Raw genomic sequence first — 24,579 nt, forward strand, 5'->3', positions numbered from 1 at the left:
CCCGGCCCGGCCGCGCCCCCGCGGGTCCGGAGCCTCGTCCGGAACGGGTGGCGCGGCCGGCCTTGGGTGGGCTGCGGGTCCGCCGTCCATGCGTGGCGCTCGCCTCCCCCTCAGCGGATGCGGACAATGACCTGCGACGACGCCAGGTCGGCGTCGCGCAGCCGCGACAGCGCGCGGTCGAGCGCCGCCACCGTGGTGTCGTCCAGCGGCCGGAACGCCTCGCCGCGGCCCGGCAGCTCGGCGTCCAGGTTGCGGCTGGAGGCGACGCAGCGCACCTCGGCGTCGCCGGGCGCATCGGCGGCCCGCAGCGGCAGGGTGCGCGGCGCGCTGCCCTCCACCACGGCGCTGGCCGAGCCGGACGGGAAGACCGGGATCAGCTGGGCGCGGGCGTTGCGCAGCCAGCAATAGACGTGCGCGTCCCGGTTGGTCTGCAGCAGCAGCCGGACGTCCTCTCCCGCCCGGACGCTGCTCCGATCGGCGGACAGGTAGAGGTCGAGCGGCACCGTGGCGTCGCGCAGCGACGACAGCACGAGACCGGCCTGATTGGTGCAGCCGGCCGCCGCCATGCGCACCGCCAGAGCGGCGCTGCCACCCGGCGCGGCGTCGACCTGCCGGAAGCGCAGCGTGCGCGGCGCGCCGTCGGTTCCGCTGACGCGGATCTCGGTGCCGTCGGACAGCGCCAGCTCGCGCGGCCAGGGGACGGCGGCGCCGGCCCAGGTCACGTTGGCGCTGACGCCGCGGCCGACGTCCTGCAGCACGATGGGCTGGGGGTTCGCCTGGGTGGGCCGGCGCAGCGCCGGCGGGCTGCCGGCCTTGACGCAGTAGGTGCCGGACACCGCCGGGTCGATGGTGAAGGCGCGCTCCACCGCCTTGTCCAGCGGGTTGCCCAGCGCGCGGGCGGCGCCGAGGTCGCTCTGCACGAAGCGGTCGTTGGCCTTGACGCTGGACCCGGCGCGCGCGTCGCGCTCCGGCGCCTTGTCGATGTCGCCCTCGTAGGGGCCGCGGACACGGACGGTGCGGCCGCTGGAGAACAGGAAGACGGCGCTGGCGCCGTCCGGCACCTGCACGGCGCTGCCGTCGGGCACCACCTGCCCGAGCGTGTAGGCGGGGGCCGTGGAGGCGACCACCACCGCCTCGGCGCGGGCGGCGGCGGCGCAGCCCAGCGCCACGGCGGCGGCGGCGGTGGCGGAGAGCAGGCGGATCAGGACGGCGTCCTGCGGCGGCGCGTGGGCGGACCGGACGGCCGGTCGGCGGCGATATGTCGGCATGGTCGGCACCTCATGGCGTTGGGGACGGCCGGCGGCCGTCGGTGCCCTCGAGTTTAAGCTGCGAACAATGTGGGTGCTGTGAGGCGGACAACACCTGGGGCGTGTTCGCATTGGCCCCCCACCCTGACCCTCCCCCATGCTGCGCACGGGGGAGGGAAAGAGAGCGAGCCCTCCCCCGCGCAGCGGGGGAGGGTTGGGTGGGGGCCCGGTGCGGAAGCGTTCTCACTCATGCGGCGCCAGCAGGCAGGTGGTGCGCGACTGGGTGAGCAGCGTGACCGGCCCGTCCGCGCCGCCCAGCCGGCGCAGCCGGACCCCGTTCACCTGGTTGGCGATGCTCAGCGAGGTGACCGCCAGTTCGGTCTCGTCGATGATCTTGCGGCCGTCCTGCCAGCACTGCACCCGCACCTTCTTGCCCGAGGCGGCGACCGCCTGGCCGCCGCTGGTCGGTCCGGTGGCTTTGCCGTCCTTGCGCTTGTCCACCGTGGCGCCGGCCTCGCCGGCCGCCAGCAGGCCCAGCACGGCGGCGGCGAGGATCCAGCGTCTCATGGCGTTCCCCTCCCCGCTCAGTGCGCCGGCTTGAACTCGACGCGACGGTTGCGGCCGTCGTAGGGGTCGGCGGTGATCGGCTCGGAGGGGCCCTTGCCGTCCACCGCGATGCGCTGCGGATCGACGCCGTGCACGCGCACCAGGTACTCACCCACCGAGATCGCCCGGCGCTGCGAGAGCGTCTGGTTGTAGGCGAGGGTGCCGACGGCGTCGGTGTGGCCCTCGACCACGAGCTTCAGCGACGGATCCTCCTTCATCAGGCCGCCGACGGCGTCGATGTAGGAGCGGGACTCCGCCGGGATCTCGGCCGAGTTGAAGGCGAAGTTGATGCGGAAGCCGAAGGCCTGCGGCTGCTCCGCCGGTTCGGGCGCGGCTGCGGCCGGGGCGGCGGCGGGCGTGGCGGCGACCTGCGGGGCGGAGTGCGCCGGGCGATGAGCCTTGGGAGCGGGAGCGGGCGCGGCGGCCGGGGTCGGGCGGCTCGCCTCGGGCGCTGGGGCCGGCGGCGGGGCGTAGTTCACGGAATCGGTCGGGCGCGGGCGCTGCGCGGCGCTGTTGGCGGCCCCGCCGATGATCTCGATGCTGCGGGTGCGGACCTTGGCGTCGGGGTTCACCACCTGGCGCAGCTCATCGACGCTCGGCGGCCGGTCGAACATCATCACCTTGGAGGAGCCGGCCCCCTCCACGGTCTGGGCGAGCGCCGGGCCGGCGAGCAGCACCGCGGCGAGCGGAAGGGCGAGGGACAAAACATGCTTCGGCATGGAAGCCTCCATGGGCTGGACGGGAGCGTCGGTTGCCCGCGATCCTGGCACCGCCGCCCCCGCCGTTCTGTGAGCCGAGCCACAAAGGCCGGCGCTTTGTCGGCGACCTGAACCTCCTTACCCCGTCATCCCCCCTGCGCCACGGTGCCGGGCAGCACCTTGACGTTCAGCTGCCGGGTGCGCGTGCCCTCGCCGCCCTTGGCGGAACTGAAGGCGTTGATCACGTCGGACAGCGCGGCACCCGGGATCGGCTGCAGGTCCTCGCGCTTGTACTGGTCGGGGATGCGCACGCCGATTTCGTCGCGCGACACCACGCAGGCGACCGCCTCGTCCGCGCCCGGCCGGTCCATGCGCAGGTTGAAGGGCTTCTGCACGCCCGGCGGGATCTCCACCTGCCGGTTGGCCTCGACGAAGGCGTCGGGCTGGAAGCGGTTGGGGTAGATGCGCGCCACCGTGCCGCTGGCGTCCTTGTAGTAGCAGTACACGAAGCCGTCCGAGGTCGGCTGCACCCGCACCACCAGCGCCTCGCCGGCCCGGTACCGCGGCGTCGGCCCGCGGTCGGAGCTGAGCACGAGGTCCGGCCCCGCGCCGGCCGGCGTCGGCGCCGGACGCGGCAGCCCCTCGCCGCCGGCGTTGCTGACGGACTGGATGCGGCCGGGCGACGCCTTCTGGCCGGAGCCCCTGGCCATCATGCGCTGGTAGGTGTCGAAGTCGATGCGCCCCGTGGCGATCAGGTCGTGGTCCGCCTGCCAGCGCGACACCGCGTCGCGCGTGCGCTCGTCGAGCTGGCCGTTGACGGTTCCGTCGAAATAGCCGTCCGACGACAGCACGCGCTGCACGAAGCTGACGCGCTGCGTCGGCTCCATGCTGTCGAACCAGTTGCGCGCCTCCGCCATGTAGGACGGGTTGGTCTGGTCGATGCCCAGGCATTGCCAATAGGGGGTGCGGGTCAGCTTGCCCAGCACCTCGATGGTGCTGAGTTCCACAAGAGTACGCACCGCCTGATGCAGCCCTTCCGACTTGTTGAACGCCACGTTGAAGGACAGCCCGGCCTTGCCGATCACCGCCCCGGCGTCGGCGCCCTTGCCGGAGGAGACGACGGCCAGCGTGTTGCTGGCCGACATGCCCGGGATGATCTGGCGGGTCACCAGCTCGCCGATGTTGAGGTCGACCGACACCATGGAGACCACCTGGTCGGCCGAGATGCCGAGGTCGGCGAAGGGCAGCGAGAGCCCCGCCCCCGCCGCCTCGCTGACCACGTTGTCGTCGAGCTGGGTGATCGCTCCGCGGATGTAGTAGGAGGGAGCCCGGAAGTTCGGCTGCACGCCGATCATCCAGTACAGCGCGTTGACGTCGTCCAGCGCCGGCTCGAAATCCACGAAGCGGAAGGCGTTCGAGGATTCCGACATGCGCGAGACCGCGGTGATCAGCATCTCCTTGGTGCCGCCGGCCACCCGCCCGGTGGCGTCGGGCAGGCCGTTGGAGGTGATGTAGATGTCGCGCTTGCCGTGGGTCCACATCAGCTGGTCCATGCAGCGCAGCGCCTCGCTGAAGCTGCTGATGGTGCGCACGGCCGGCGTCTTCGGCTGCTGCACCACCGACGCCTTCTCGCCCGACGTGAAGCACCCGGCGAGAAGAAGAATCAGACCCAGGACCGGACCCCGTTTGCGCAAAACCATCATCCCCCCTTTCCCCCCTTGCTCAGCGTTGCGACACCTGCGGCGCCTCGCCACCACGGACGGTGATGGTGATCTTCTTGGACATGATCGGCGGGTTGTGCGGCACGTGGTCGGCGTCGCCCAGCACCAGCTGCAGCGTGTGCCGGCCCGGCGGCAGCTCCAGCACCGTCTCGGTCTGGCCCTTGCCGAAGTGCATGTGCTTCTTGTCGTTGGGGATCGGCTCGTCGAAGGTGGTGAGGTCGCTGTCGATCAGCAGGTGATGGTGGCCGGTCCCCTCCTTGGTGACACCGGCCGGCGCCACGCCGAAGTTGCGCATGCCGAACCACACCTTGAACGGCGACTTCACCGTCTCGCCGTTGTTCGGCCAGCCGATGTAGAGGTAGGCGTCCTTCCGTCCCGGCGTGCGCTTCGCCTTATCGGGCGCCGGCGGCTTCTCGGGCGTGACGCTCTGCGGGTCGGCGCCCATGGTCGGGTTGAGCGGCACGTCGATCTGCGCCGAGGCGTCGGTGAGCGGTGCGGTCACGCAGGCCAGCGCCATCCCGGCGCCGAGCAACGCGGTCGTCCACGGAGTCATGGTGACCTCCCTCCCTTAGGGGACGATGACGGTGATCTTCTGCGACACCACCGGTGGGTCGTGCGGCACGTGGTCGGTGTCGCCCAGCACCATCTGGATGGTGTGCCGGCCCGGCGGCAGCTCGAGCCGCGCTTCGGTCTGGCCGGAACCGAAGTGCAGGTTCTGCTTGTTGTTGGGGATCGGCTCGTTGAGATCCTTCAGCTCGGTGTCGATCAGCAGGTGGTGGTGGCCGGCGTCGGGCTTGCGGATGCCGGCGGGGGTCAGGCCCATGTTCTGCAGGCCCATGCGGACCCAGAACTTGCCGCCCGGAATCACCGCGCCGTCGTGCGGCCAGATGATGTAGGCGCGCGCGCCGTCCGGTGCCTTCTCGCGGTCGGCCAGCGCCGCGGCGGGCATCAGCAGGACGGTTCCGAGCAGGAGAACGGCGATCCGGGTCATGACTCACCCCCAATAATGACCGGTGATGGGACCGATGACGTCCATCCTAGTCTTCGGCTGGGCGTACAGGCTCCATAGTATTCGTGGGTAATCCGACAAGGCCGCTCAGATACCTTTTCAGTGGCGCAGCCTGTCCCATATGGCTGGAACCGCCCTCCGATTCGGCGGCAGCGCGCCCCCCGTCTGCGGCGTTGACCGTGCCGGTGCGCATGCCATCGTCGAAGGACGCACCGGAGCAGGACCGCCGTGCCCCCACCGCCGTCACCGTCGCGCCACCTGCTGCCGCCGGCCGTCGTCGTCGTGGCGCTGACCGCCGCGGCCATGCACCGGGCGTGGCTGCACGGCTGGGTCGCGGCGCTGCTCGGCGGCGGCGCGGCGGACGGCGCAACGCTGGCGGTCGGCGTCGCGGCGTGGCTGGCCGCGGCGTGGCTCGGGTCGCGCATCCTCGACGTGGTGGTGGACCGGCCGACGCGCGCCGGGCGGCCGCGGGCGATCCCGCGCCTGCTGGCCGACCTGCTGCGCGCGCTGATCTATGGCGCCGCGCTCTTCGCCATCCTCGGCTCGGTGCTGGACCAGCCGGTGACGGGGCTGCTGGCGACCTCCGGCGTGCTGATCGCGGTGCTGGGCTTCGCGCTGCGCAACATGATCGCCGACATCTTCTCCGGCATCGCGCTCAACATCGAGCGGCCCTACCGCATCGGCGACTGGATCGAGCTGGCGCCCGGCGTGGCCGGCCAGGTGGACGAGATCAACTGGCGCGCCACCCGGCTGATCACCACCGAGGGGACCGCGGTCATCGTCCCCAACGGCGTCGCCGCCGGCAGCCGCTTCGTCAACTTCAGCCGGCCGGGGACCGGTTTCCGCGCCGCGGTGCCGATCACGCTGGACGAGGAGGTGCCGGTGGCGCGGGCCAAGCGGATCCTGCTCTCCGCCCTGGTGTGCGCCGACGGCGTTCTGGCCGAGCCGCGGCCCGACGTGGTGGTGGAGTCCATCGGCGCCAACGGCGTGGTCTACCAGGCGCGCTTCTGGGTGGCGGACTATGGCCGGCTGGCGGCCTGCCGCGACGCGGTGGCGAGCACCATCCTCCAGCACCTCGCCCGTGCCGGGATCGAGCTGGCGCACCCCAAGCAGGACGTCCGCGCCCGACGGCCGCAGCCGCGCGTGCGGGTGCCCGGCGCGTTGCGCCGCAGCCTGATGCGGCAGCTGGAGCTGTTCTCCGCGTTCCGCGACGAGGAGATCGAGGAGCTGGCCCAGGCCCTGCGCCGCCTCGAACTGTCGGCCGGCACGGTGGCGGTGCGCCAGGGGGAGGACGGCCGCTCGCTGTTCATCGTGGCGGAGGGGGTTCTGGACGTGCGCATGCAGAGCGACGGCCAGCAGGAGGGGCGCGCCAGCCTGCTCGACCGCATGCGTCCGGGCGACGTGTTCGGCGAGATGTCGCTGCTGACCGGTCAGCCGCGCAGCGCCTCGGTGGTCGCCAACACCGACGCGGTGGTCTACGAACTGGACAAGGACCACCTCGACCCGGTGCTGCGCCGCCGGCCGGAACTGGCCACGCAGCTGGCCGAACTGATGGCCCAGCGCCAGTCGCGCAACACGCAGCGGCGGCAGGCGGAGGGCGCCGTGGGGCTGGAACCGGCCGCGGCGGCGCCGCACGACCTGCTGGCGCGGCTGCGCGGCTTCTTCAAGCTGTGATCAGGCCGGGAACGCGGTAGGCCCCGCCGGAGAACATGGCGATGTTGGCGGCGTAGGCGGTGGCGTACAGGGTACCGGTGCGCGCGTCGAGCTCCATGAGCGCGCGCAGCGCCAGATCGTAGGACCGGTAGACGTCGTGCAGCAGCAGCGCGTACTTCGCCAGCTGTTCGGTGTCCAGCAGCGCCAGCCGGGTGAAGTCGCGCACGAACACGGCGTCGGTCCACAGCACCTGGTTCAGGCCGGCGTGCGGGTTGCCGCCGAAGGCGTTCTCCAGCAGCCGCACCGCCTCGGCGTGGGTGGTCTTGAACGCCGGCCCCAGGTCGGGTCCCTCGCCGCCGGACAGCGGGGCGACGGTGCGCTTCTCCAGCGGCAGCAGGGTGTGCAGCACGAAGCCGTGGCGGCGCATGAACTGGTCGACCTCGGCGAACAGCGGCTGGCCGGCGTAGAGCGGCAGGAACTCCACCTCGGTGTGGATGGCGAGGCAGCCGCGCAGCGTCTCGGTGGCGTTCTCGAACACCATCAGCTCGCCGCCCTGGATGTCGATCTTCAGGTAGTCGATGGCGCCGACCTCCTCCAGGTCGTCCAGGCGCACCGTGTCCACCGCGACCTCGCTCAGCACCCGGCCCCAGTGCGGGAAGCCGTGGAAATAGCCCAGCAGCTCCGCGTCGGGCGGCAGCAGCGAGGTCATGCCCGAGGCGGCGCAGACGCGCAACACGTGCCGCCCGCCGTCGCCGACCGCGAAGGGCAGGTAACGCTCGTTCGGGCCCTTCTTGGCGTTGAGCTCGGCCAGCGCCTCCGGGTTCGGCTCGAAGCCGACGACCTCCGCCAGTCCGGCCCGCAGCAGCGGCATGTAGGGCGGCACCTCGTTGATCGGGTTGGCCCCGATGTCCACGACGCGCAGGCGCGGCGCCAGCTCGACGAGGGCGGTGAACGGGGGCAGGACCGTCATGGCGGGATCCGTGGGCAGGGAGACGTGCCGCAGCTTACCCCAACCCGCACGGCCACGGAAATCGCCTGGGAGTGTGAAGCCGGCGACAGTCGCCGGCCCGCGCCTTGCACATGATGGGGCATCCACTCCACGAACCCCGGAGCGATGTCATGGCAACCTCCGTCACCCGCGCCCTGAAGGCCATCAAGCGCTACGACGCCGGCCCCGAGCACATCGACCGCGCCATCCTCGCCGCCATCAACGTGACGCTCTGCCTGGCCTCGGGCGGCGACGACCGGGTGGCCGAGGGGTTCAACGCCGACATCGCCAACAGCGGCACCCGCTTCGCCTGGATCTCCCCGCGGCTGTGCGCTGCGTGAGACTGCTTCTCGTCTTCCGGAAGGCTTGGCCAGGGCTCCCGCACGCGGGAGCCCTTTTCCGTTGCGCCCATGCCACAGACAAAAAAAGCGGGCCGCCAAACGGCGGCCCGAGTTTCCGGGAGACGAAGGTGGAACTCAGCGACGCGCGGCGAAGCCCTTGGAGCCGAACAGATCCTTGCCGGCGGACGGCTTGGCCTCGGCCCGGCCGCCGCCGAGCATGAAGCCCATCATGGCCTGCTTGCCGCCGGCCGGTTCGGCGGCCGCAGCCTCGCGGCCGGCCATCCAGGGCGGCATCTGTCGGCCGGCGGCCGGAGCACCCTGCTGCTGCTGCGCGGGGCCGCCCAGGCCGGCCATGCGGCTGGCCAGCAGGGCCACGTGTTCGGCGGAGAGCGGCACGCCGCCCGACTGCACCTCGAAGGCGAAGCCGGGGGCGGCGGCGAAGAGGGAAGCGGTGAAAGCAGTCACCAGGGCGATGCGGCGCATGGTCTCGTCTCCTTCGGCGGTGCGCGTCATGCCGCCACCTTACCGCCGCCCCGGGGATACGGCTGTGGGCTGGGCCACACCGGCGGCGACATTTGTCCGGGGGCCGAAAAGAAGAACTCCGGCCGGGAGGCCCGGCCGGAGCGTGAGTTTCAGGGAGGACGCGGTGTGGAACGCGAGAGGGCGATCAGCGCTGGCGGACGAGGGCGCCCTGGCCGGCGAAGTTGCCGATGCCGGCGGAGAGGTTCTGGACGTTGGCGGCGTTGGAGGGCCCGAACAGGCCCTTGGAGCGCTGCATCACCGTGGCGCCCTGGAGCGCGGTGTTGCCGATGCCGGCGGCGGTGTTGCCGACCGTGGCGGTCGAGCCGCCGGAGAACGGGCCCTTGGAGCGCTGCATCACCAGCGCGCTCTGGCCGGCGAAGTTGCCGATGCCCGCCGCGGTGTTCGAGACGTTCGCCGTGTTCGGACCGGCGAACAGGCCCTTGCCCCTCTGCATCACCGTCGCGCTCTGCTCGGCGACGTTGCCGATGCCGGCCGCCGTGTTCGAGACGTTGGCGACGTTCTGCGCCATGGCGGGGGCCGACAGCAGGGCCAGGGTGGCGAAGCCGGCGAGGAGCGAGGTGCGGATCATGGGGTCGGTCTCCTGTGAGGGGGCCGGCGCTCTGTCGCGTCCGGCGTGTTGTCGATGACAGGAGACTAGCGGGGACGGGCCGGGGCGGATGTGAGCCGGGCCACAACCCGCCGCACTTCGCCTGCCAGCCTGAACCGGCGCATCCGGGTTTTGTCTCACATTTGAAGCAACCGCTCCTGAATACGGGAGCATGACAGCGACACGCTCCTCCCACTGCCCGGGAAGTCCTTGAATTCCCCCGGTCCGCAGGCGCGGCACGCTTGTTGCTCATGGCACGACGAGGGAACAGCCATCGGGGGACCGGGCCATGGACGCGGATCGGGCTATGCACATCATCGCCACGCTGGACGACGCGGCGCGGACGCTGGGCGACATCCGCCTCTTCGGCTACCGGGGCGCCGTGCGCGAGGACATCGCCCGCCACCGCGACACGCTGAACGCGGTGCGCCGCCAACTCGACGCGGCACGCGCCGCACCCTGACCGCGCCGCGCTGTGGAGGCGCAGGCCATGCCGACCTTCCATCCCATCGCCTGGACCCCCGACCTCGAGGTCGGCGTCCCCGAGGTCGACGACGAGCACGCGCTGCTCGTGACGCTGTACAACGACGTGGTCCGCGCCACCCGGCAGGGCGTGTCGCGCCCGACCCGCGACGGCATCGTGCGCTCGCTGCAGGCCTACGCCGTCTTCCACATGGACCGCGAGGAGGCGTGGATGATCAGCCACGCCTACCCCGACACCGCGCGCCACCGCGCCCGGCATGCCGAGTTCAGGGCCGCCGTCGAGGCCCTGTACGCCGACGCACCGGACGACGCCGAGCACGCCCGCATGGCCGCGCTGGCCAGTTTCCTGCGCGCCTGGATCCTCGACCACATCCGCGGCGAGGACCGCGCGCTGTTCGATTGGATCCACGACGGCTGCCCGAATCCGCTGGCCTGCGCGGCGGAATAGGCGCACGGTTGCCTCCGACCGGGCGCTGCGGCGGCCCGGGCCTTCGCCCCGAGGACCCCATGGCCGTAAGGCAACCCGTCGGAGAGTGCGTCGACCTGGTGCGGTGGCTGGCCGCCGCCGGCGCCCTGCTCGTCGCGCAGCCGGCCCTGCCGGCGGGTGCGGCGTCGCTGGAATGTCTCGGCAACGACTACATCTTCGGGCGCAACGTGGTGTCGCGCACGCTGTCGCTGCGCACCGACGACAAGCGGCGCGTGCAGGAACTGGACGGCCGCCCCTGCGACCAGGCGGCGGCGCTGCCGGCGCTGGCCTGCTTCGCGGACTACAAACTCGACGGCACGGTGATGCTGGCCTGGGTGAAGTACGAGCCCGGTCCGGGCCGCGCCGTTCTGTACGCCTATCCCAAGGCCTCGGCGCCGACCGCCGGCAAGCCGCCGACGCGCGCCGTCGCCATGTTCAAGGGCCTCTGCCACGAGGATTGAAGCGGCCTCACCCCGGGGTGACGGGCGGATCCACCCATTCCAGCGCGGGAAGAAGGGCGTGCCTGTCGCCGACGCCGGCGATCAGGACACGGCCGCTGTCCCGCATCCCCGCGCTGTCCAGCACCGCGTCGAGGCGCGCCGCGCTGGCGCGCGACGACACGACCACCGCGAATCGCTGGGCGCCCAGCAACCGCGCCATGCCCGTGTAGGCGTTGATCCGCTCCTCCGGATCGCTGGCGACGTCGATCTCCCGCAAGTCGAGGAGAAGTGCCCGATGCTCCATCCCCTGCACCCGCTCCAGCGATGACTTGAGCAGCTCGATGAAGGCGTGGCGGTCGTTGTTCGTCAGCGGCGTCCGAATCTGGATGAACAGGCCCCATCCAGCGACGGCGATGCGGAATGGGTCCATCGTAGCCTCAAAGTCCCTCAGGTCCATCGCATCACCGCCGGCATGGCCGGAGGCGTCCCCACGCGCGCCGCCGTCGCGCTGCCGCTTGCTCACGCAGGCCTCCCCGCTTCCAAAAAGCCATTTCCTGCCCCGCCCTGGGTCGGTTGTGCACACCCGCTCGTCACAACCACCCTCATTCGAAAGCCTTGGGAACAATACCATTTCCGCGTGGGGCCGGCCAATCGCGAACTGGCGTGGATCTCCAATTGGGCGTTTCAGCCGCAGGCCGGAACGGCGCCCGCCGCGGCGGCGAAGGTGCCTTCCGGGGCGCGGGCGTCTGGGCTATCCTGCGGCATACGGCAAATAGTTTAGGCCCCGGCGCACTGAAATATTACGGAGCACCGAGGCGACGGCGAGGTCACTGCGCCGCGACATAATAAACATCCGTTTACCATCGCCGTGCCACGCTGACGGCGACTCCAAAAGGAAGATGGTCCGTATGGATAGCCGAGAGCTCAACAGCTTTGCCGAGCACGCCGAGAAGGGAAAGGCGCACCACCGCTCCGGGCTGTTGCACGAAGCCGTCGAGGAATACCGCAACGCCTTGCGGTTCCACCCCGGCGACGCCGACATCCTGCATCTCCTTGGCGTCGCCTGCTTCCAGACCGGCCGCGGGGACGAGGGAATCGCCGCCGTCCGCGAGGCGCTGTCGATCAACCGCACGGACGAGTATTTCTCCACGCTGGCCCGGATCTTCACGGGGACCGGGCGGTTGGCGGAAAGCGTCGCGGCCGCCCGCCACTCCCTGGCGATCAACCCCGTCGCGGCGCCGATCAGCACGCACATGGGCATGACGCTGACCGCGGCGCAGGAGCCGGCCGCGGCGGTCAAGGCGCTGCGACGCGCGATCCGACTCGGCGAGGAATCGCCCGTCGCCTTCTTCATGCTCGCCAGCAACCTGCAGACGACGGGAGCCGGCGCGCGGGCGATCGAGGCCTTCCGGATCGCCGCGTGCCTGAACCCGGCCTACGCGGAGGCGCTGACCGCCGTCGGCATGAACTTCATCGAGCGGTGCGAACTGGACTCGGCGGTGGCCGCCTGCCGCCATGCCGCCCGCGCCAACCCCACGCTCACCGAGGCGCACCTGACGCTGGCGCACGCCTTCTACGCGCAGAAGCGCTTCGACAAGGCAGCAGAGGCCTGCAAGCAAGCGGCGGTGGTCAGCCCCGCCGCCCCCGTCGCGCTCGGCAATCTGGCGACCATCCTCGACGAGCTGGGCGAGGGCGGCACGCCCATCACGCTGTGGCGCCGGGCGCTCGACCTGAATCCCGAGATGCCGCAGGCGCTCTACCAGTTCGTCACGCACGCCAAGAGGGTGTGCATGTGGACCGGCCTGGCGGAGCGGGAGCAGCGGATGCTCGACATCGTGCGGCGGAACCAGCACGGTGTGTCGCCCTGGTCGATGTTCATGCAGCCGTCCACCCCGGCCGACCAGCTGCTGTGCGCGCGCCTGTGGGGCGAAGGGCAGCGGGGCGGCATCGCGCCCTTTCCGCCCCGCGCACCGCGCCGCGGCGGGCGGATCCGCATCGGCTACCTGTCGTCGGACTTCCGGCCGCACGCGGTGTCGTTCCTGTTGCAGGACATCATCGAACGGCACGACCGGTCGCGCTTCGAGGTCTTCGGCTATTCCCTTTCGGCGGACGACGGCAGCGCCTTCCGCAAGCGGCTGGCCGGCCTGTTCGACCATTTCGTCGAGGTCTCGTCCCTCACCGATCTGCAGGTCGCCGAGCGGATCCGGCAGGACGAGGTGGACATCCTGGTCGACCTGAACGGCTACACCCAGGGCGCGCGGACGCGGATCCTGGCGATGCGGCCGGCGCCGATCCAGGTGAACTATCTGGGCTTCGCCGGCACCATGGGGGTGCCGTACATCGACTACATGTTCACCGACCGGTTCCTGACCCCGCCGGGCGCCGAAGCCTGCTACGCCGAGAAGCTCGTCTTCCTGCCCAGCTACCAGCCGAACTCGACGCGCGCCATCACGCCGGGCCAGTTCGCGCGCTCGGCCTTCGGCCTGCCGGAGACCGGATTCGTCTTCGCGTCGTTCAACAACACGTACAAGATCAACGCCCCGGTCTTCGACATCTGGATGCGCCTGCTGCGCGCGGTGCCGGGCAGCGCGCTGTGGCTGAAGCAGGCCAACGACGAGGTCGTCCACAACCTGCGGCGGGAGGCGGAGGCGCGCGGCGTCGATCCCGACCGGCTGGTGTTCGCCAGCGGGCTGGCGCGGCAGGAGGACCATCTGGCGCGGCACGCCTGCGCGGACCTGTTCCTCGACTGCCTGCCCTACAACGCGCACACCACCGCCAGCGACGCGCTGTGGGCCGGGCTGCCGGTGGTGACCTGCGCCGGCGACAGCTTCGCCAGCCGCGTCGCCGGCAGCGCGCTGACCGCGCTCGGCGTGCCGGAGCTGATCACCCACTCGCTGGCGGAGTACGAGGCGCTGGCGCTGCGGCTCGCCACCGACCCGGCGGCGCTCGCGGCCGTGCGGGAGAGGATCCGCGACCGCGTCCGCACCAGCCCGCTGTTCGACATCGCCCGCTACACCCGGACCATGGACGCCGCGTACCGCGCGATGTGGGAACGCTGGCAGTCCGGCCTGCCGCCGGAGCACATCACCATCGACGGCGACGGCGGCCATGTGGTGCCGGACGCCCCCGCCGCGCCCGCCCCGCTGCGCCGCACCAGCGGATCGAAGGTCGGCCTGATCCAGACGCGCGGCATCGGCGACATCGTCATCGCCGCGCCGATCGCCCAGCATTACGTGGATGCCGGCGCCGAGGTGTTCTGGCCAGTGGACAGCCGCTTCCTCCCGTTCGTGCAGAGCGCCTTCCCGGAGGTCTCGTTCCTTCCGGTGGACATCGACGCGGACGACCACACCATGTTCCGGTATTTCGTCGGCCGCCCCATCGAATTGCTGGCCAGCGCCGGTTGCGAGCCGACCTATTGCCTGTATTCGTATATCAGGGGGGGGCTGCCCATCGTGCAGCCGAATCTGGCCCAATCCCTCAAGTTCGACGAATACAAGTACGCCATCTCCAACGTGCCGTTCTCGAAGAAATGGCAGTTGCGCATCACGCGCGACCGCGCGCGGGAGGCTGCTCTGATCGACCGGCTGGGCCTCGACCGCCCGTACGTGGTGGTGCACGAGGAGGGGTCGAATTTCCGCCTCAACATCACCCTGCCCTCGGACATGACGGAGCAGTACGCGGTGGTGCGCATCACCAACCTGACGTCCAACCCGTTCGATTGGCTGGGCGTCCTGGAGGGTGCGTCGGTGTTCGTCGGCATCGACAGCTGCTACGCCAATCTGGTCGAGCAGCTGGACATCTGCCCGCAGAAATTCCTGTACTTGCGATCATCGATCGGCGGCACACCGGTCTTCAAGAACAACTGGAATTTCAGGTGGGCCCAATGAAGCTGAACCTCGGCGCCGGCAACAAGGTGATCGACGGGTATCTCAACGTCGACAAGTACCCGACCGCCACCACCGATCTGGTGACCGACCTGGAGAAGACGCCATGGCCGTGGGAGACCGGGTCGGTCACCCACGTGGCGTTCATCCACTCGCTGGAACACATGGGGCGCGACACCGACACGTTCCTGGCGATCATGCGCGAGTTGTACCGGGTGTGCGCGCATGGCGCACAGGTCACGGTGCACGTGCCGCACCCGCGGCACGACAACTTTCTGGGCGACCCCACCCACGTGCGGCCGATCACGCCGCAGATGCTGACGCTGTTCGACCGGCAGAAGAACGACGCCTGGGTGGCCGGGGGCATCTCCGCCGCCACGCCGCTGGCGCACTACATCGGCGTGGACTTCGTCATCGCCGATCTGAACACGATCCTGGACCCCGTGTATTACGAACTGTACAGCCAGGGAAAACTCGACATCAACGAGCTCAACCAGCGCGCTCGCGAGCTCAACAACGTCATCGCCGAATATCACATCACGCTCGTCGCGCGTAAAGACACGCCGACCGGCGTTGCATGACCCCAGGACGGCCCATGTTCGACATCAGCATCTGCATTCCCACCTACAACCGTGCATCCCGCCTGCGCCAGTGCCTGGAGCATCTGGCGACGTTCGCCGACACCAGCTTTGAACTCATCGTCGGCGACAACGCGTCGGAGGATGACACCGCGGACGTGATGGCGGACATGGCGGGCGCGTTCCCTCATTGCATCTATGTGCGCCGCTCGCAGAACGTCGGCTTCGCGCGCAACATGGACTCGCTGCTGCGCCGCGCCACGCGGAAGTACATCTACATCCTCAACGACGACGACCTCGTCTTTGAGGGTGCGCTGAAGGTGGCGGTCAGCGTGATGGACGGTTCCCCCACCGTGGTGGCGGTGGTCGGCCAGTATCTGAGCCTGCGTGCGGTGCAGCCGGAACTGACCATGCACTACGACGACGCCGTGGCCACGGTGGTGCCGCGCGGCGCGCAGGCCGTGCTCGTCGAGAACCTCTCCCTGTGCGACGGGCACCCGATCCTGCGCCGCGAAACCTTCGAACGGCATGGCGCGTACCTCGACCGCACCGGCATGCTGATTCCGTTGTATTTCACCCTGCTCGCCCATGGCGACGTGGTGGTCGTGAACAAGCCGTTCTTCCAGCACCTGACGAGCAACGACAGCCTGACCTCGCGCATGGCCGAGGCGTGGTTCATCGACATGGCCAACGCCGACATCGAACTGGCCATCTCCGGCTGCGCCGCGCTGCGGTCGCCGGACATTACCGCCAGGACACGCGAAAAGCTGCTGCAGATGATTTACTTCCAGGGCACGCGCATGGCCTTCAACAGCGGCCATCCGTACCTGATGTGGCTGAGCCTGCGCCGCTTCATGGCGGTGGGCGACGTCAGCCAGGAACTGCTGGTGCACAGCGAGGCGCGGTTCACGCACGACTTCATCATCGACCGTGTCGTCCGCATCCTGCACGACGGCGAGGAGGAGGTTGTCGCCACCCTCGCCTGCCCCGCGGTGGATGCCGTCGTGGCGGCGGTGCGGAACACGCTGCCGAAGGTGCGGTTCGAACCGGCAGCCGCCCCGTCTTCCGCGCCCGTGCTGTGCAAGCGTCGCGAGGACGCGGCCTCTCTGGGCCCGAACGCGCGGGTGCTGGCGCTCGACGACCTGTTCGCCCAGATCCGCCTGACCGGCGCCGCCGCCGTGCTGGCCGCGGACGAAGGGCGCCTCGGCGTGCGGTACGCCGACCCCGTCGCCGAAGAGCTGCTGGCGCAACCGTCACCGTCGTTCGACATGCTGTGCGCCCCTTACGGACAAATCTCGTAACGGCGCCGAACCTCCTGACAGCGGGACGCATCATGAAAGCAGTCATCCTCGCCGGCGGCCTGGGCACCCGCATTTCCGAGGAATCGGTCCTCAAGCCGAAGCCGATGATCGACATCGGCGGCAAGCCGATCCTCTGGCACATCATGAAGGTCTACTCGGCGCACGGCATCAATGACTTCATCATCTGCTGCGGCTACAAGGGCTACCTGATCAAGGAGTATTTCGCGAACTACTTCCTGCACATGTCGGACGTGACGTTCGACATGACGAAGAACGAGATGCAGGTGCACGAGCGGCACGCCGAGCCGTGGAAGGTGACGCTCATCAACACCGGCGAGACCACCATGACCGGCGGCCGCCTGAAGCGCGTGGCCGAGCACCTGCGCGGCGAGGAGGCGTTCTGCTTCACCTACGGCGACGGCGTGGCCGATGTCGACATCACCCGGCAGATCGCCTTCCACCGGCGCCACGGCAGGCTGGCCACCATCACCGCGGTGCAGCCACCGGGCCGCTACGGCGCGCTGGAACTGCGCGACACGCAGGTGACCGGCTTCGCCGAGAAGCCGAAGGGCGATGGCGGCTGGATCAACGGCGGCTTCTTCGTGCTGTCGCCGCGCTGCATCGACTACATCGCCGGCGACGCGACCCTGTGGGAGGCCGAGCCGCTCACTGAACTCGCCCGCGACGGCCAGTTGGAGGCGTGGCACCACACGGGTTTCTGGCAGCCGATGGACACCCTGCGCGAGAAGAACCAGCTGGAGGAGCTGTGGCAGTCGGGCCAGGCGCCCTGGAGGATCTGGTGATGGGGCCGGACCCGCGGTTCTGGCGCGGCAAGCGGGTCCTGCTGACCGGCCACACCGGCTTCAAGGGGGCGTGGCTGGCGCTGTGGCTGAGGCGCCTGGGCGCGGAGGTGAGCGGACTGGCGCTGCCGCCGGAGACCGACCCCAGCCTCTTCGACCTGCTGGCCCTGCCGGCCCTGGTGGACAGCGCGTTCGCCGACATCCGGCGCCCGGCCGAGGTGGCGCGGGCCGTGCGCAAGGCGCGGCCGGAAATCGTCCTGCACCTTGCGGCGCAGCCGCTGGTGCGGGCCAGCTACGCCGACCCGGTGGCGACCTACGAGACCAACGTCATGGGCACGGTGCACATGCTGGAGGCGCTGCGCGGCGAACCGGACGTGCGCTCCGTCGTCGTGGTCACCACCGACAAGGTCTACCGCAACCCCGAGACCGGCCGGCCCTTTACCGAGGACGACCCGCTCGGCGGGCACGACCCGTACAGCGCCAGCAAGGCGGCGTGCGAGATCGCCGTCGCCAGCTACCGCGACGCGTTCCTGCGCGCCCGCGGTGCGGCGGTGGCCACGGCGCGCGCCGGCAACGTGATCGGCGGCGGCGACTGGGCGGCCGACCGGCTGATCCCCGACGCGATGCGCGCCTGGAGCACCGGCAAGGCCGTCGTCATCCGCAACCCGCAGGCGGTGCGCCCGTGGCAGCACGTGCTGGAACCGCTCGCCGGGTACCTCGCGCTGGCGGAGACGCTGTGGGACGCGCCGGAGCGGGCGGGCGCCTACAACTTCGGCCCGGACGCCGGCGACATGGCCACCGTCGCGCAGGTGCTCGAGATCGCCAAGCGCGCCTACGGCTTCGCCGAACACGAGACCGCGTACCACGTCGAGCCGGGCGGGCCGCACGAGGCGCAACTCCTGACGCTCGACAACGGCCGCGCGCGCGCGGTGCTGGGCATGGCGCCGCTGTGGCGCATGGAGGAGGCGGTGTCGCGCACCGTCCGCTGGTACCGCGATCTGGCGCGCGGCCAGGATGCCCGCTCCCTCTGCGACGCGGATTTCGCACAGTTCACCGCCGGACGGGAGGCCGCATGCAGCGCTTCGTGACGCTCGACACGCCGCTGGCCGGCCTCAGGACCGTCCGGCGCACCCGCCTGGGCGACGCGCGCGGCCATCTCTGCCGCCTGTTCTGCGCCGAGGAGCTGGACGCCGTCGGCTGGGACAAGCCGATCGCCCAGATCAACCAGACCCGCACCGCCGCGCGCGGCACTATGCGCGGTCTGCATTTCCAGCGCCCCCCGCACGCCGAGAAGAAGCTGGTGATGTGCCTGCGCGGCACGGTGTGGGACGTGGCGGTCGATGTGCGGGCCGGCTCGCCGACCTTCCTGCACTGGCACGCGGTGGAACTGTCGGGCGACAACGATCTGGCGTTCCTGATCCCGGAGGGCTTCGCCCACGGCTTCCAGGCGCTGACCGACGACGTGGAGATGCTGTACCTGCACTCCGCCGCCTACGCCCGCGAGGCGGAGGGCGGGCTCAACCCGCTCGACCCGCGGCTGGCGCTGCCCTGGCCGCTGCCGCCGGGCGAAATGTCCGAGCGGGACCGCGCCCACCCCCTGCTCACGCCCGACTTCCAAGGAGTTCCGCTGTGAAGTGCCGGCACTGCGGCGCGGAATGCCGCCTCCCCTTCCTCGACCTGGGCAGCGCCCCGCCGTCGAACGCCTACCTGGACGCGGCGGCGTTGCAGGCGCCCGAGACGTGGTACCCGCTGCGCGTCCTGGTCTGCACCGACTGCTGGCTGGTGCAGACCGAGGACCACGCCGGACGGGAAGAGCTGTTCTCCAAGGACTACGCCTACTTCTCGTCGATGTCCTCGTCCTGGCTGGCGCACGCGCGGGGCTACGTGGACCAGATGGTGGCGCGCTTCGGGCTGGGCGCCGGCAGCCGCGTGGTGGAGGTGGCGGCCAACGACGGCTACCTGCTGCAGTTCGTGCGGCAGGCCGGCATCCCCTGCCTGGGCGTCGAGCCCACGGCCAGCACCGCCCGCGCCGCGCGCGACAAGGGCATCGAGATCGTCGAGGAATTCTTCGGGGTCGGGCTGGCCGGCACGCTGGCCGCCCGGGGCTGGACCGCCGACCTGATGGCCGCCAACAACGTGCTGGCCCACGTGCCGGACATCAACGACTTCGTCGCCGGCTTCGCGCGCCTGCTGGCGCCGCACGGGGTGGCGACGTTCGAGTTCCCGTGGCTGCTGACGCAGATGCGCGAGGCGCAGTTCGACACCGTCTACCACGAGCACTACTCGTACCTGTCGCTGACCGCGGTCGAACGGATCTTCCCCCGCAACGGGCTCGCCGTCTTCGACGTGCAGGAGCTGCCGACCCACGGCGGCAGCCTGCGGGTGTTCGCGCAACGCGCCGACACGGGCCCGCACCCGCGCTCCCCGGCGGTGGTGGCGACGCTGGAGGCCGAGGTCGCCGGAGGCCTGCGCGACCCGGCGCGCTACGCGGCGTTCCAGGCCGAGGCCGAGCGCGTGAAGAACGATCTGGTGAGCTTCCTGATCGACGCGCACCGGCAGGGCTTGAAGGTCGGTGCCTACGGCGCGGCGGCCAAGGGCAACACGCTGCTGAACTTCGCCGGCGTGCGTCCCGACCTGCTCCCCTACGTGGTCGACAAGAGCCCCGGCAAGCAGGGCAAGTTCATGCCCGGCAGCCGCATCCCGATCGTCGAGGAGGCGCATCTGCAGGCCGACCGCCCGGATCTGGTGGTGATCCTGCCATGGAACCTGCGCGCCGAGATCGCGGAGCAGCTGGCCTATGTCGGCGGCTGGGGCGGCCGCTTCGTGACCGCGGTGCCGCGCCTGACCATCACGGCGGCCGGCGCCCCATGAAGGTGCTGCTGACCGGAGCCCGCGGCTACCTGGGCCGTTACGTCGCCCGCCGGCTGCACGAGGCCGGCATCCCCTTCGTCGCCGCCGGGCGCACCCGGCCGCCGGAGGGCGACTTCCTGCCGGCCGACCTGCTGGACACCGGCCGCCTGGACGAGCTGGTGACGACGGCCGCCGCCACCCACCTCATCCACCTCGCGTGGTACGTGGAGCACGGCGCGTTCTGGACGGCGCCGGTCAACACCGACTGGGCGAACGCCGGCGCGCACCTCGCCGACGCCTTCTGCCGCGCCGGCGGCCGGCACGTCACGATGGCCGGCACCTGCGCCGAGTACCGCTGGGACGGCACCCTCTGCCGCGAGGACGAGACCCCGATCGAGCCGGCGATCGTCTACGGACAGGCCAAGGACGCCTGCCGGCGGATGGCGCAGCAGGCGTGCGCGCAACACGGCGTACCCCTGGCCTGGGCGCGGATCTTCCTGCCCTACGGGCCGGGCGAGGACGCACGGCGGCTGGTGCCGTCGCTGGTGGCGGCGCTGACCGGCCGGCAGCCGCCGTTCCCGGTCAACGCCCAGGCGCAGCGCGACTTCCTGTACGTGGACGACGCCGCAACCGCGCTGTTGCAGCTCTCCCGGTGCGCTGCCGACGGCGCCTTCAACATCAGCAGCGGCCGGCCGGTGGCCATCGGCGACGTCGTGCGGGAGCTGGCCCGCATCCTGCGCGCCGATCCGGAGCCGATCCTGGCGCTGGCCGCGCCCCGCCCCGGCGAACCGATGCTGCTGGCCGGCGACAACCAAAAGCTCCGCGCGCTCGGCTGGACGGCGAAGACGACGTTGGCCGAAGGTCTCGCGCGGGCGGCCGGATTCACGGACAAGGCATAAACAGGGCGACACGCCCGCATTGGAGCACGCCATGAAGTTGATTATCGACACCGACTCCCGCACGCTGGCGGTGCAATCCGGCGCCGGGGAACGCACGCTGGACCTCTACAGCCGCGAGGCGTTCGAGATCCTGTCGCAGCAGTGGGTGAACGTCGGCTGGGACCAGAAGTACCCGTACACGTTCAGCTGGATGGGGCGCCCGGTGATCCAGCTGCCGGAAGACATGATCCGCATGCAGGAAGTGATCGTCCAGGTCAGGCCGGACGTCATCATAGAGACCGGCGTGGCGCACGGCGGCTCGCTGATCTTCTATTCCAGCCTGTGCAAGGCGATGGAACACGGCCGCGTCGTCGGCATCGACATCGAGATCCGCCCGCACAACCGCAAGGCCATCGAGGCCCACCCGCTGGTCGACCGCATCACCCTGGTGGAAGGCAGTTCGACCGCGCCGGAGATCGTGGCGCAGGTCAAGGCGCTGGTGGCGCCGGGCGAGACGGTGCTGGTGATCCTCGACTCCAACCACAGCTACGCGCACGTCGCCGCCGAGCTGGAGGCGTACTGCGATCTGGTGTCGGTCGGGTCCTACATCGTCGCGACCGACGGCGTCATGCTGGAGGTGGCCGACACCCCGCGCGGCAAGCCGGAATGGGCCACCGACAACCCCACCTTCGCCGCCCGCGATTTCGCCGCGCGCCGTCCGGACTTCGTGATCGAGCAGCCGGCGTGGCCGTTCAACGAGAGCGGCCTGCGGCAGAACGTGACGCATTGGCCGGGCGCCTGGCTGAAACGCGTGCGCTGACGGGGACGGTCGGCGGCCCTCAGGGCCGCCACAGCCGCGTGTCCGGGGCGACCGGCTGCAGACGGTGTCGGCGCTCCAGCCGCTCGCGGTACCGCTCGTGGTACCCGTCGACGGCGAGAAGCTCGACCTGATCCGGGTCCTCTTCCAGACCGGCGGCGAGATAGAGGTCGAGGTTGCCGAGGTCGGGAACCGGCAGGCGCCCCTGCGCGAAATCGTCCCACATCCGCCGGTACAGCGCCTCCAGCGACGCCACGAGCCGCTCCATGTCGAACAGCGTGCACGTCGCGCGCTGCGCCGCGAGGGTCTCCTTCAGCCGGCGGATTCCGTCCCGATCCTGCCCGAGCGCCACGGCCCGCTCGACATACGCCTGCGGCGTGGTGCAGACCAGTTCCGGCAGGCCGGCCGCGCGCACCAGACTGCCGCAGACTCGGGACGCGAAGGATCGGCCGGACAGGGTGAGAACCGGCAGGCCCGACCACAACGCGTCGGAGCCCGTGGTATGGGCGCCGTAGGGAGTGGTGTCCAGGAACAGGTCGGCTAGGGCATAGCGCGCGAGATGCTGGTCGTGCGGCAGCTTGCCGGCGAAGACCAGACGCTCGCCCGACACGCCCGCCTGCTCGGCCAGCGCGCGCAGCCGCTGGCTCGATGCCGCCGACTCCTCGAACAGCCAGAGCACGCTGTCCGGTACCCGGCGCAGGATCTCCATCCAGCGCTCGAAGGTGAAGCGCGTGATCTTGTGCACCGCGTTGAAGCAGCAGTACACCATGGCGTCGTCGGGAAGGCCGAAGTCGCCCCGCGTCCTGACAGGCGGCGCGATGGCCCGCTTCCGGTCGTTCGGCTGGTAGCACGGCAGGCGAAGCACCGTCTCGGAATAGTAGATCTCCGAGCCCGCCGGCACGATCCAGTCGTCCGCGATGATGTAGTGGTGGTACGGGCTGCCCATGGTGCCGGGATAGCCCAGCCAGTTGACGATGACCGGCGCCGGCCGCATGGCGAGCACGGGCGTGCGGGCATCGCGGGTGTGCCCGTTCAGATCGATCAGGATGTCGATGCCGTCCGCCGCGATGCGCTGCGCGACCGCCTCGTCGCTCATCCCGGCGAGATCGACCCAATGTTCGATCGCCGTCTTCAACCGCAGCGAAAACAATGAACCGCTCGGCTGACCGGTGTAGTAGGCGAACACCTCGACACGGGCGCGGTCGTGCCGTTCGAAGACCTCCGGCAACAGCGACCCCACCGCATGGTCGCGCAGGTCGGACGAGAGATAGCCGACCTTCAGGCGCTCCGGCGCCGCGTCCGCCCTGCCCCGCTCCTCCGCCAGCCGCGCCGTCGGCGGCGCCACCGTCTGCGTGTGGCTCCAGGCCGACGCCAGATGCAGGATCGGATCGTCGGTGAAGGCCGCCAGCGACAGCGGCAGCATGGTGCGCAGCAGCGCCTCCCGGCTCACGCCCTCCAGCGGCACCGCGACCGGCCAGATGCATTGCTCCTGACGCATGGAGAGCCAGTGCTGCACGATCTCCGTCTGCGTGGGGTCCAGGTCGATGCTCTGCCGCAGGACGGCTTCGGCTTCGGGATAGCGGTGCAGCCCCTCAAGGTACGAGGCCAGGTAGCGCCACGCCATCTTCTTGTAGCGCAGGTTGGTCGGGTTGACCGCGTCCAGACGGCCGGCCACGTCCATCCAGTGCTGGCACGCCCGTTCGACGTCCCCGGTCCCCGCGGTCGCCACCCCGAGGCTGAGGCGGGCCGGGTGGAAATCGGGATTGACCTGGAGCGACCGCTCCAGAGCCTCCGACGCCCCGGCCGGGTCGGCGGACTGCAGCAGCAGGACACCCAGGTTGTAGTGGATGGCGCAACCCAGCGGGTCCGACGCGTTGGTCTGCGTCCACAGCCGGTAGATCTGCACGGCCAGATCGGAGCGTCCGCCCTGCATGAGGCTGTCCGCCACCCCGATCACCGCCATGGCGTCCAATTGCTTTTCAGCGAGCCTCCCCACAGCTTGCAGAAAAAGGTCAATCGGCAACGGCGCCTCGCTGGAATGGTGGGATCACACGAGAGAACCCGGTGCCGGGGATGGCACCGGGTTCTTCCCGTTCGGACAGTCTACGCGCTTAGACCTGGGTGACCCAAGCGTTCACCTGCGTGGTGGTCATCGCCTGAACCTGGGCCGAGGTGAAGGCATAGGCCTGCACCGAGCCCAGGGCCGACAGCTGCGACGTGCTCAGACCCGAGATCTGGTTGGTCGTCAACGCCGAGATCTGCGTGGCCGTGAACTCGTTGACGTCCACGGTGGTCAGCGCGTTCAACTGCGAGGTCGTCAGCCCCTGGATCTGCGAGGTGGACAGCCCAACCCATTGGCTGCTGGTCAAAGCCGACAGATTGGTCGTGCTCAGCGTGCTCAGCTGGGCGGTCGTCAGGCCGCCGATCTGGGTCCGCGAGAACTCGTTGATGTCCGCCGTGGACAGCGCGTTCAGCTGCGCCGTCGTCAGGCTGCCAACCTGCGTACCCGTCAGCCCGGCCACCTGACTGCTGGTCAGGGCCGACAGGTTGGTGGTGCTCAGCGCGCTGACCTGACTGGTCGTCAGCTGGCCGACCTGCGTCGCCGAGAACTCGTTGATGTCGGCGGTGGACAGCGCGTTCAGCTGCGTCGTGGTCAGCGACTTCACCTGCGTCGCCGTCAGGCCGCCGAC

The 24,579-nt window shown here is 70.4% G+C and carries 25 protein-coding genes and 1 pseudogene; 14 read left to right on the forward strand and 12 right to left on the reverse strand.

What is annotated here, in order from left to right; all coding sequences use genetic code 11:
• Positions 1-110 precede the first annotated feature (110 nt).
• The 6 genes from ACRWK7_RS21940 to ACRWK7_RS21965 all read right to left on the reverse strand — a co-directional run bounded on the left by ACRWK7_RS21940 (position 111) and on the right by ACRWK7_RS21965 (position 5,263).
• Positions 111-1,268, reverse strand: coding sequence for a hypothetical protein (locus ACRWK7_RS21940; protein ID WP_431858429.1), 1,158 nt, complete (start codon positions 1,266-1,268; stop codon positions 111-113).
• Between the two features lie 222 nt (positions 1,269-1,490).
• A complete protein-coding gene (locus tag ACRWK7_RS21945) occupies positions 1,491-1,814 on the reverse strand; it encodes a hypothetical protein (RefSeq protein WP_431858430.1) in 324 nt (107 codons plus the stop codon).
• A 17-nt stretch (positions 1,815-1,831) separates the two neighbouring features.
• Entirely contained in the window at positions 1,832-2,572 is a 741-nt protein-coding gene (locus tag ACRWK7_RS21950; protein WP_431858431.1) for an OmpA family protein, read from the reverse strand.
• Positions 2,573-2,697: 125 nt separating this feature from the next.
• Positions 2,698-4,254 carry a DUF4384 domain-containing protein gene (locus ACRWK7_RS21955; RefSeq protein WP_431858432.1) on the reverse strand — a complete coding sequence of 519 codons (1,557 nt, stop codon included), beginning with the start codon at positions 4,252-4,254 and terminating at the stop codon, positions 2,698-2,700.
• Between the two features lie 19 nt (positions 4,255-4,273).
• Positions 4,274-4,825, reverse strand: coding sequence for a DUF4399 domain-containing protein (locus tag ACRWK7_RS21960; RefSeq protein ID WP_431858433.1), 552 nt, complete (start codon positions 4,823-4,825; stop codon positions 4,274-4,276).
• Positions 4,826-4,840: 15 nt separating this feature from the next.
• Entirely contained in the window at positions 4,841-5,263 is a 423-nt protein-coding gene (locus ACRWK7_RS21965) for a DUF4399 domain-containing protein (protein WP_431858434.1), read from the reverse strand.
• 246 nt (positions 5,264-5,509) lie between these two features.
• Between ACRWK7_RS21965 and ACRWK7_RS21970 the strand changes: the two genes are divergently transcribed.
• On the forward strand, positions 5,510-6,955 hold the full coding sequence (locus ACRWK7_RS21970; RefSeq protein ID WP_431858435.1) for a cyclic nucleotide-binding domain-containing protein: 1,446 nt from the start codon (positions 5,510-5,512) through the stop codon (positions 6,953-6,955).
• Here the strand turns inward: ACRWK7_RS21970 and ACRWK7_RS21975 are convergent.
• The gene (locus tag ACRWK7_RS21975) at positions 6,945-7,904 is read right to left on the reverse strand and encodes an FkbM family methyltransferase (protein WP_431858436.1); all 960 of its coding nucleotides are present in this window, start codon (positions 7,902-7,904) and stop codon (positions 6,945-6,947) included. The genes ACRWK7_RS21970 and ACRWK7_RS21975 overlap by 11 nt on opposite strands.
• Before the next feature lie 149 nt (positions 7,905-8,053).
• Between ACRWK7_RS21975 and ACRWK7_RS21980 the strand changes: the two genes are divergently transcribed.
• Positions 8,054-8,263, forward strand: a complete 210-nt coding sequence (locus ACRWK7_RS21980; protein WP_431858437.1) for a hypothetical protein — start codon at positions 8,054-8,056, stop codon at positions 8,261-8,263.
• Between the two features lie 135 nt (positions 8,264-8,398).
• Here ACRWK7_RS21980 and ACRWK7_RS21985 read toward each other — a convergent pair whose 3' ends face one another.
• Both ACRWK7_RS21985 and ACRWK7_RS21990 read right to left on the reverse strand, forming a co-directional pair.
• Entirely contained in the window at positions 8,399-8,776 is a 378-nt protein-coding gene (locus ACRWK7_RS21985) for a hypothetical protein (protein ID WP_431858438.1), read from the reverse strand.
• A 154-nt stretch (positions 8,777-8,930) separates the two neighbouring features.
• Positions 8,931-9,374, reverse strand: a complete 444-nt coding sequence (locus ACRWK7_RS21990) for a hypothetical protein (protein WP_431858439.1) — start codon at positions 9,372-9,374, stop codon at positions 8,931-8,933.
• 325 nt (positions 9,375-9,699) lie between these two features.
• Between ACRWK7_RS21990 and ACRWK7_RS21995 the strand changes: the two genes are divergently transcribed.
• Genes ACRWK7_RS21995 through ACRWK7_RS22005 form a run of 3 tightly spaced genes read left to right on the forward strand, consistent with a single transcriptional unit; the run spans position 9,700 to position 10,802 of the window.
• On the forward strand, positions 9,700-9,855 hold the full coding sequence (locus ACRWK7_RS21995) for a hypothetical protein (protein ID WP_431858440.1): 156 nt from the start codon (positions 9,700-9,702) through the stop codon (positions 9,853-9,855).
• A gap of 27 nt (positions 9,856-9,882) precedes the next feature.
• Entirely contained in the window at positions 9,883-10,323 is a 441-nt protein-coding gene (locus tag ACRWK7_RS22000) for a bacteriohemerythrin (RefSeq protein ID WP_431858441.1), read from the forward strand.
• Positions 10,324-10,382: 59 nt separating this feature from the next.
• On the forward strand, positions 10,383-10,802 hold the full coding sequence (locus ACRWK7_RS22005; protein WP_431858442.1) for a hypothetical protein: 420 nt from the start codon (positions 10,383-10,385) through the stop codon (positions 10,800-10,802).
• 7 nt (positions 10,803-10,809) lie between these two features.
• On the opposite strand, the gene ACRWK7_RS22010 is transcribed toward ACRWK7_RS22005, so the two are convergent.
• Complete coding sequence (locus tag ACRWK7_RS22010) at positions 10,810-11,211, reverse strand: hypothetical protein (protein ID WP_431858443.1); 402 nt, start codon at positions 11,209-11,211, stop codon at positions 10,810-10,812.
• 478 nt (positions 11,212-11,689) lie between these two features.
• Between ACRWK7_RS22010 and ACRWK7_RS22015 the strand changes: the two genes are divergently transcribed.
• The 9 genes from ACRWK7_RS22015 to ACRWK7_RS22055 are packed head-to-tail and all read left to right on the forward strand — an operon-like array spanning position 11,690 to position 21,892.
• Positions 11,690-14,668 (forward strand): tetratricopeptide repeat protein, encoded by a 2,979-nt coding sequence (locus tag ACRWK7_RS22015; protein ID WP_431858444.1) that lies wholly within the window; start codon positions 11,690-11,692, stop codon positions 14,666-14,668.
• A complete protein-coding gene (locus ACRWK7_RS22020) occupies positions 14,665-15,246 on the forward strand; it encodes a hypothetical protein (protein WP_431858445.1) in 582 nt (193 codons plus the stop codon). The genes ACRWK7_RS22015 and ACRWK7_RS22020 overlap by 4 nt, the downstream gene beginning before the upstream one ends.
• Positions 15,247-15,260: 14 nt before the next feature.
• Positions 15,261-16,544 (forward strand): glycosyltransferase family 2 protein, encoded by a 1,284-nt coding sequence (locus ACRWK7_RS22025; protein WP_431858446.1) that lies wholly within the window; start codon positions 15,261-15,263, stop codon positions 16,542-16,544.
• Between the two features lie 32 nt (positions 16,545-16,576).
• Entirely contained in the window at positions 16,577-17,347 is a 771-nt protein-coding gene (gene rfbF, locus ACRWK7_RS22030; protein WP_431858447.1) for a glucose-1-phosphate cytidylyltransferase, read from the forward strand.
• The gene (gene rfbG / locus ACRWK7_RS22035) at positions 17,311-18,432 is read left to right on the forward strand and encodes a CDP-glucose 4,6-dehydratase (RefSeq protein WP_431858448.1); all 1,122 of its coding nucleotides are present in this window, start codon (positions 17,311-17,313) and stop codon (positions 18,430-18,432) included. Before rfbF ends, rfbG begins: the two co-directional genes overlap by 37 nt.
• Entirely contained in the window at positions 18,417-18,977 is a 561-nt protein-coding gene (locus ACRWK7_RS22040; protein ID WP_431858449.1) for a dTDP-4-dehydrorhamnose 3,5-epimerase family protein, read from the forward strand. The genes rfbG and ACRWK7_RS22040 overlap by 16 nt, the downstream gene beginning before the upstream one ends.
• Complete coding sequence (locus tag ACRWK7_RS22045) at positions 18,974-20,215, forward strand: methyltransferase domain-containing protein (RefSeq protein ID WP_431858450.1); 1,242 nt, start codon at positions 18,974-18,976, stop codon at positions 20,213-20,215. Before ACRWK7_RS22040 ends, ACRWK7_RS22045 begins: the two co-directional genes overlap by 4 nt.
• Positions 20,212-21,093, forward strand: a complete 882-nt coding sequence (locus tag ACRWK7_RS22050; protein WP_431858451.1) for an NAD-dependent epimerase/dehydratase family protein — start codon at positions 20,212-20,214, stop codon at positions 21,091-21,093. Before ACRWK7_RS22045 ends, ACRWK7_RS22050 begins: the two co-directional genes overlap by 4 nt.
• A 31-nt stretch (positions 21,094-21,124) precedes the next feature.
• Positions 21,125-21,892, forward strand: coding sequence for a cephalosporin hydroxylase family protein (locus ACRWK7_RS22055; protein ID WP_431858452.1), 768 nt, complete (start codon positions 21,125-21,127; stop codon positions 21,890-21,892).
• A gap of 19 nt (positions 21,893-21,911) precedes the next feature.
• On the opposite strand, the gene ACRWK7_RS22060 is transcribed toward ACRWK7_RS22055, so the two are convergent.
• Complete coding sequence (locus ACRWK7_RS22060; RefSeq protein ID WP_431858453.1) at positions 21,912-23,852, reverse strand: tetratricopeptide repeat protein; 1,941 nt, start codon at positions 23,850-23,852, stop codon at positions 21,912-21,914.
• A 148-nt stretch (positions 23,853-24,000) separates the two neighbouring features.
• Positions 24,001-24,579: pseudogene (locus tag ACRWK7_RS22065) on the reverse strand (beta strand repeat-containing protein); the annotation flags it as partial.

It is taken from the genome of Azospirillum sp., from assembly GCF_050789165.1.